Origin of the sequence: Kribbella catacumbae DSM 19601 (assembly GCF_000372465.1) — a bacterium.
GTDB lineage: Bacteria > Actinomycetota > Actinomycetes > Propionibacteriales > Kribbellaceae > Kribbella > Kribbella catacumbae.
Genome location: NZ_AQUZ01000061.1, coordinates 42,818 through 50,214, shown reverse-complemented (window position 1 = coordinate 50,214; position 7,397 = coordinate 42,818). Strand labels below are relative to the sequence as shown.

The 7,397-nt window shown below is 68.5% G+C and carries 6 protein-coding genes and 1 riboswitch; all 6 genes read right to left on the bottom strand.

Translation table 11 applies throughout. From position 1 onward, the window contains the following. Positions 1-158: 158 nt before the first annotated feature. The 6 genes from A3ES_RS0138520 to A3ES_RS0138495 all read right to left on the bottom strand — a co-directional run bounded on the left by A3ES_RS0138520 (position 159) and on the right by A3ES_RS0138495 (position 7,396). Positions 159-530 carry a hypothetical protein gene (locus tag A3ES_RS0138520; RefSeq protein ID WP_020392181.1) on the bottom strand — a complete coding sequence of 124 codons (372 nt, stop codon included), beginning with the start codon at positions 528-530 and terminating at the stop codon, positions 159-161. After that, positions 527-1,636, bottom strand: coding sequence for an alpha/beta hydrolase (locus A3ES_RS0138515; protein WP_020392180.1), 1,110 nt, complete (start codon positions 1,634-1,636; stop codon positions 527-529). Before A3ES_RS0138515 ends, A3ES_RS0138520 begins: the two co-directional genes overlap by 4 nt. A 78-nt stretch (positions 1,637-1,714) precedes the next feature. Beyond that, the gene (locus A3ES_RS0138510) at positions 1,715-2,260 is read right to left on the bottom strand and encodes a histidine phosphatase family protein (protein WP_020392179.1); all 546 of its coding nucleotides are present in this window, start codon (positions 2,258-2,260) and stop codon (positions 1,715-1,717) included. Continuing rightward, positions 2,257-3,024, bottom strand: coding sequence for a CbtA family protein (locus tag A3ES_RS0138505; protein WP_020392178.1), 768 nt, complete (start codon positions 3,022-3,024; stop codon positions 2,257-2,259). The genes A3ES_RS0138510 and A3ES_RS0138505 overlap by 4 nt, the downstream gene beginning before the upstream one ends. A 40-nt stretch (positions 3,025-3,064) precedes the next feature. After that, positions 3,065-3,268, bottom strand: coding sequence for a CbtB domain-containing protein (locus A3ES_RS0138500; protein WP_020392177.1), 204 nt, complete (start codon positions 3,266-3,268; stop codon positions 3,065-3,067). Between the two features lie 53 nt (positions 3,269-3,321). Then, positions 3,322-3,386, bottom strand: a riboswitch (cobalamin riboswitch). Positions 3,387-3,457: 71 nt separating this feature from the next. Beyond that, positions 3,458-7,396 carry a helix-hairpin-helix domain-containing protein gene (locus tag A3ES_RS0138495; protein ID WP_020392176.1) on the bottom strand — a complete coding sequence of 1,313 codons (3,939 nt, stop codon included), beginning with the start codon at positions 7,394-7,396 and terminating at the stop codon, positions 3,458-3,460. Position 7,397 lies beyond the last annotated feature (1 nt).

Sequence of the window (7,397 nt, the reverse complement as noted above, 5' to 3'; positions counted from 1 at the left end):
GGTGTCGGCCTGCGCGGCCGCGTGCAGAGTAGGTACGGTCTTCATGGCGGTCCCCTTCCTTCGGGTGTTCTTGGTCGTTCACCCGAGACCTACCACCAGGCAGGCCTCAGGTGGGGGACCGCCACCTCAAGTTCCACGAAGACCGGGACAACCTCGAGCTACGCGGTGGATGGGGTTTGGCCGGTGAAGGTGATTCGCCAGTCGGTGGACCAGGCGTGGACTGCTATGTCGAAGCCGTTGCGGTGGGCAAGTACTCGGTGGTGGCCGTCTTCCTCTGGGGCTATTTCGGTTGCCCATCCTCGCGCTTCGAGGGCGGCGGCCGCGGAGGCGACCGCGGAGGCAGGGTCTGCGGACTTTGGATCGCCCGTTTCTACCGTCACGCTCGATACGGTCGCCGGGCCGCGGCCGTCGAAGAGGGCGCCGGGGTTTACCGGGCCGGGGTCGTGCGTTACGACGCCGCGCTGGCCTGGTACGACGATTGCTGCGACCGCCAGGAGTTCCTCGCGCAAGAGTTCTCTCGCGTCGGTCATCGCTGTGCTCCTCTCGACTGCTTTGATCCTGGCAGCCGCGACGGCCCGGGCGGCCGGGACGGTATCCGCGAGCCGCCCGGCCCAGCCGCGTGCCGGGCCGCTGTTTCGCGGGAGGGTTTGGTGACGGCCACCATTCCGTCATACACCTTCGAGGCGGCTCCCGAGAGCATTCGGAGGCCGGGGCCCCAGGCCAGCTTGGTTTCTTGCGCCGGGCTGGTGTCGGTCCGGGTGATGCGGGAGAGGTCGCCACGGACGACGCGGCCGATGTTGCGCAAGGACTCGCTGTTCGTTCGGTAGTACTCGTTGTGCCAGTGCACCGAGATCGCTGTGTCACGAGCCAGCGGGTCGTTCGTCGCCATCCGGATCGCGTCCGGGAAGCCGGCCGGGTCGGGGCCGTGCCATTGGGTGTAGGAGACGTAGTCGCCGGGCGCCCGCTCCACATACAACCGGGTGGGTGGCGCGACCAGATCCGAAGCCTGGTCGACATGTTTGTCGATGCCAGGGCTGCCGGTCAGTACGACGCGGTCGGGGTGCGCGCCGTTCAGCAGGGCCTGGCCGACGACGTCGGTTCCGTAGCTGTGGCCGACCAGCGTGACCTTTGCCTCCGGCAACTTCACGTCGTCCAGCGAGGATAGGAAGGATGCCAACCGAGGCCCAGCGCCGAGTGCGGCGTCCTTGCTCATCGCTTCGCGGATCCCTTGCGGCGAGTCATAGTCGAGCCAGACAAGGACAGCGGTACCAGGCCCGGCCTCGTGCCTGATCGCCTCGCCACGATCCGCCTGGCCGCTGAAACTCTCCAGCGAGTTGCCCATCCCAGGCACCAGTACTGCGAGGTTGTCCGCCTGCGAGAGGTCGCCCAGTACCTCGACCGCCCTACCCTGACCCAATGGATCGACCGACCAGAACCGACGGTACCGTTGCACCTCGATGACATTGCCCGAGGCATCCAGTTCTGCGGTCGAGACAGGTGCGAGCAACTCGCGGACGGTGTCCAGCCGCGTGAGTTCCTGCTTGTTCGCAGTACCGGCGTCGACCGCAGCCTGCAGCCGGTCGCGCGCGGAAACCAACAGCAGGTGGTTAGCGCGGAACCGTGCCTCGAGATCCATCGCGACTCCCCGTCAGCACTCAGTCACCCAAGTCCCACGCAGTGTGGCATCCGGCAACCCCTGACGGGAAGAGCTGACTCAGCCGAAAGTGAGCGACCAGCTGCCGGCGTGAGCCGAGAGCCGCACCACCGACAGCGGCCGTACGTCGACATGCCGCAACGACTCCGCAGGCGCGTCGAGCACATAAAGCACCGCCGCCCGAACCACCGCCGGATGCACCACAGCAGCTACCGTGCCGTTGCCGGAGTGGCCCAGATCGCCGAGCCAATCAGCCACCCGCGTGATCACATCGTTCTCGGTCTCGCCACCAGGCGGCGCCGTATGCGGCCGCTCGAGCCAGGTCGCCACCGCGCCCGGTGATGCCTCGAGCAACTCCTCCAGCTCGCGCCCGCTCCACTCGCCGTACTCCCGATCCCGCAACGCCGGCGCCACGACGGGGTCCAACCCGAGCGCTGAGGCGGTCCGCAGGGCAGCCACCTCGGGCCCGGAGTACACGAAGTCGGCAGCGATCTTCAGCTCCCGGGCAGCCTCGACGCCGGCCGGATCAGGCTCGGCATCACCGCCGAGAACGAGTCCGCGCAAGGCGGGCGTCAGCGCGTGCGCGACCAGCGTCAGAGACGTCAAGCGACAACCACCTCAGGTTCTGCCTTCGCCGTACGACGGTCGATCGCCGCCGCGTAGCCCAGTCCGAGCAGCAGCCAGAGCGTGGTCTGCGTGCCCAGCGAGGCCAGCCGGAACTCCCAGAGCAGCGTAGCGGGGAACGACCCCGGAACCTCGCTGATCGTGGGCAGGATCAGGTACGCGGCGACCACGGTCACGACGAACGCCGCTGCGCCGGCAACTAGACGGATCCACGGCTCCGACCCGAAGCGAGCCGACCAACGGGACGCCGCGACGCCGGCCCAGACCGCGAGCAGGCCGATCACGATCGTCAGCAGATATGTCACAGTGCGCTTGGTGATCGTCTCGGGATCGCCGACGGCCGGCGGATTCGGCGGGTACTTGAGGAACGGCACGAGCACGATCCCGACGTACCCGGCGGCGGCCAGCCCGAGGGCGGCGTACGAGTCGCTGGGGGTGCGCAGGCGGCGGCGCAGCAAGGCGAACCCGACCGCGAAGATGCCACCCAGCGCAACGCCGTACAGGGAGGTCGCGAGGAACAGGCCGAACCGCTGCCCGTCGCGGCTGACAAGTGGTTCTTCCTCGGCCTCGGCGGGGACGGCTTTCCCGTTGGCGTCGTGGGTGTGCGCGGTGCCGGCCGCCTCTTCGATCGCGATCGCGGAGTCGATGTGCGGTTCGCCCGTCACATACGCGAAGGTTCCGGCCAGCAGGCCGGCGAAGAGGCCGACGATCAGTCCGCGCACCAGGAGAGATCCGAAGGTGCGCATAGTGGTCCTGTCGTTCGGAGAGGTGGTACTGCGGCAGGACTCAGTGGCAGGGGACGCCGAGCAGGTGCCGCCCGTCGTGCATGAGTTCGTGCAGGTACATGCCGGACTGGGACAGGCCGCCCTGGTCGAAAGCCACCAGGTAGGCCAGCGTCAGCAGCAGGCCGACGGTCAGCAGGGCAAGGGCGAGAAGCCGCGGCGAAGCTGCCGGTACGGCGACCGAGCGGGCAGGCGTGGATGCAGACATCAGGTACCTCCTGGGGAAGTGCGCGTCCCCTTCGAAAGGCTGCTGGTGCCCGAGCGTCCTGACTCACGAGCAAGCTCGCTCACAGTGGCGCGGCCGTACCGGTCTCTCACCGGTTTCCCTCATGGCACCGCAGGTTGTCCCTCGAAAGGTAGCGGCCCCGTTCGGCCGGGGTCAACGCACTGGGACGGCTCAGGTGGGAAAGATCACCCGTACTCCGTGCGCCCGCACTAACTGGCCTGCTTCGACGATCAGTCGCCGGGCCAGCTGGTCCGAGACGCCCCGCAGCCTGGCGACGATCTGCGGGCTGGCGCTGCTCAACGCGACCAGATCCGGAACTCCCACCGCAGAGAGTTCGACCGCCCGGGCGGCCCCGATCCCACGAACCGCAGTGACCGGCAGATCCGTCCGGACCCGCGACACGACCGCGGGACCGGTGGTCAGCGCCTGCCGGTCCGGGATCCGGAAGCGTGGCAGGTGAATCTCCGGCGCCATCCTCAACTGCCCGCCGAGGCGCAGCCGGTCGGTACCGCAGGTCGGGCAGGAGGTGAGAGACGCCGGTCGGCCTGCAGGGGTCAGGACGGCGACCGGACGGCGTACGGGCCGGTCTTCGCCGCAGGTCGAGCAGTAGCACTGCTCACCGTCAGGCCCGTCGCCGACTGGCGTCGACGGGCAGAGGCCATCAGCAGGCAGCGGCGAAGCGACTGGCAAGCCCTCGTCCAACTGCACCGACACTCCAGTCATCGTCAGGTCGCCAGGGGCCTGAGAGACAAACTGCAGGGCGACCTGTTGCGCAGTGCCGCAGGTCAGCGTGAGCGCCGACAGCTCCACAGCACCACCAGCCGGTACTACGAACCGCAGGCGGGCGACCGCTGACCCCGCAGGCACGGTCCCGTTCATCGCGCGGTCCTCGAAGTCCAGCGGATCAAGCGGCAGCGTCAGCGCAGCACCGATCGGCGCCTCGGTCTCGTCGCCGAAGGTCAGCTCCATCGCCGCGGCGGGGCCATCGACCCGGGCAGTCAGTCGCAGGTCGAAGACGTCAGCCTGATCCACCGGCACCAGCTGAGTCACGAGGGCGTCGGTCGCGCCGGAGTTCGTCATGGTGATCCCCGTACCTCCTGACGGCGCGACCACGGCACCAGAAGGAGTCCAGGACGACGGCAACGTGGACACGGCGTCCGCAGTACCGGCCAGCGTGATCCGGTCCACGGCGGTCAGGCCGCCCGGGGTGAAGATCCTGATCTCCACCTGGCTGGCGCCGGGTGGCGAGGTCACCACGACTTCGTGCCGCGGGATGTGGTCCAGGGCCGTCTCCCGATCGGCGTTGAACGAAGTGATGGGCACCCGGTCGGTCCGTCCGCGAGAACACGCCGAGCCGCGCCAGATCAACTGGGCGACTGCGTCCTCGTCCTGACTGATCCCGTCGAAGGCGAACCGGTACCGCGTATCGGCGAGCACCCCGACGGCCTGCGAGATCGCAGCCGGCCGCGGCACCTTGCTCTCGCGACGGTTCAGATCGCCGAGCAGCGCGAACACCTCACCGGTCGCCGGGAAAGCGAATGGCCGGACGTCGCCCGCGGTCAGCTCCCAGTCCACCGGCTGGGCATTACCCAGGGTCAGCAACTGCGCCGAGGAACCGTCCTCCAACGTCACCACCGCGTGCGTCCCGGCCGGGCTGACCACGATCTCGGCGCCGTCCGAGGTGTTGTCCATGACCGCGCCGGGCTGGACGATCAGCGCCCGCCGGCGGACGTCGATCGCCAGCACAGCGCCGTCCTGGATCACCAGACCCAACTCGTCGGCAGGATCGACGCCCAGGCACTGCGGGCTCGAGCCGGCCGGCAGGTCGAACTTGCTGACCATGGTCAGGTCGTTCGCTCGCAGGAACTGCACGGTCTGCTGGCCGAGGAAGATCACCTGGCTCCTCGACGACACGACCGCCAAGTCGATGCCGCCGTCGATCAATTCGACCGATTGCGCGTTGCGGGCCAGTAGCCCTGACCGGTCGGGATAGCGGACCACGGTCGCCTTGCCGTCGCCGCGGAGCAACAGGTAGATCGCACCGTCGGCACCGGTCGCGAGTGCTCTCGGGATGCCGATCATCCGGTCGGACGGCAGCTCGGACCAGTTCGGTGTGCCCGCTCGTAGGTCCACCCAGCTGACGAAGCGCACCACGGCTTCGTTCGAGTCGTCTCGGCAGAGCAGCAGAACACCGGATCCGTCAGCCACCCGCACCACGTCCAGCACCTGCTCCGGTACTGCGATCGCAGGGCCGATCGGCTGTCCGTTCGCCGTCGACGCCAACTGCAGGAAGGCTCCCGGAACGCGCCCACTGTCCTCGGTCAAGGCAACGACGACCTGTGCGCCAGAGGGGTCGACCGCCATCGCGACCGGGAATCCCGCCGAACCGAGAGCCGAGTTGAACCCTGGCAGTCGCGTGAAGACGTCATAAGACTGAAGCCTCGCGCCGGCGGCACCCTGCGCACCGAGCAGCACGGTGCCGCTGTCGGGCAGGAAGGCCGCGGCCCGGCCGAGCGACTGCCGCTGGTTCGCGCCACCGAGCGCCAGCGGCCCACCGATCTCGGTGCCGACGCGGTACCAGTCCGCAAAGGTGCCATTGGCAACATGTTCGGCAGTCACCTGCGCTTGGCTCTGCCCGGCAACGGCCGTGTTGACCGCACCCGCCACCTCCGGGAGGCTCAGGTCGAGATCGATCGACCCCTGCGCGGCGAATCGTTGCAGCGACACGGCAACTTCTTCGGTGCCTGCGGCAACACGCAGCTCCAGCGGCATCTGGAAGGTGCTGGTCACCTGCCGCAACCTCAAGTGCGCCTCAACCCCACTGCCGACCACCCGCCAGGACAGCCCACCGTCGGTCGTCTTCTGCAAAGCCCGAGCCGGCGCGCCGTCTGCTGCAGCTGCAGCTGCAGCTCCCCAGGTCGCGACGCCTTCCTTCGCCTGCACGACCAGCCAATGCCGTACTCCGCCGGGCAACTCCAGCTCGGCCGGCAAGACCACATTCAGCCAGGTCGGCGATCCGGCCGTGTCACGCGTCAGCGTGAGTTCAGCCGGTTTGCTCAACGACGACACCCTGCCCGGCTTGCCGTCCAGGTCGTTCACCACGTCGATCGCCAGCTTCGCCTCCGCCGTCACCGACGTGACCAGGAGATCGATCGAGCTCGCCACCTCCGCGGCGATGAGGGTGAAGGGCTGCGCCAGCGGTCCCGCGGCAGAGACCTCCACATGCTCGGTCGTCGCAGGCGTCAACGCCCCGAAGACAACCGTGCTCGCCTCGAACCCACCCTGCACCCGCCCGGCCGTCCCACCCGGTACTGCGATCAGGCCCGGCGCCATCGCGATGCTGAGAGCAGCCACGGCGGTCGGCGTACCGGCGTACTGGTAGCTCGACTGGATCGTGGTGAGGTCGTCGGGGGTCGCGGAGACGGCGACCGTGTAGTCGACCTCCAGGTCGAGGTCGAGTCGCGAGATCGAGTTGGAGGTGACGATGAAAGGCACCACGTGACAACCGTTCTCCACCGGGAGTTCGAGCAGCATGCCTTGCAGCAGGGCGGAGAAGTCCGGGGTCGTGACCGGTTGGACGAGATCGCCGGTGCGGTTGTAGAAGACCGGTCCGCCTTCCACGGCAAGGGTGATGTCGGTCGGTGGTGACACCACCTTCAGCGCGGAGATGTCGGCGCTGGGCTTGGCGATGCGCAGGCCTGTCACTGTCAGCCCTGGCAGGTCCATCGAGTCGCTCAACTTCAGCGCCGGACCGGCGCCGAGACCACCCGAGTCGTTCACTCCAAGGAAGCCACCACCGAGATCGACCAGCAGTACGCCATCAGGTTGCGTGCTGTTCAGGCTGGTCCCGGTGAGCGCGGCGAGTTTCCGGCGCGCATGCAGGTCGATCTCGACCGCACCGGCCGGCAGCGCCTTGTTGGCACCCCAGTCGCCGATCGGCCCGCGGAACTCGATCGTCTCCAGGAATCGCCGGCCCGGGTCCACGCTGTGCGGCGTCACCGTCAGCACGGCGCGGCTGATCACCGCACCGGCCGGGAGACGGCGCAGTACCAGCCGGCGGAGCCGCTCGAACGGCGCCGACCGGCCCGTGTACCTGGTCCGGATCCTCATC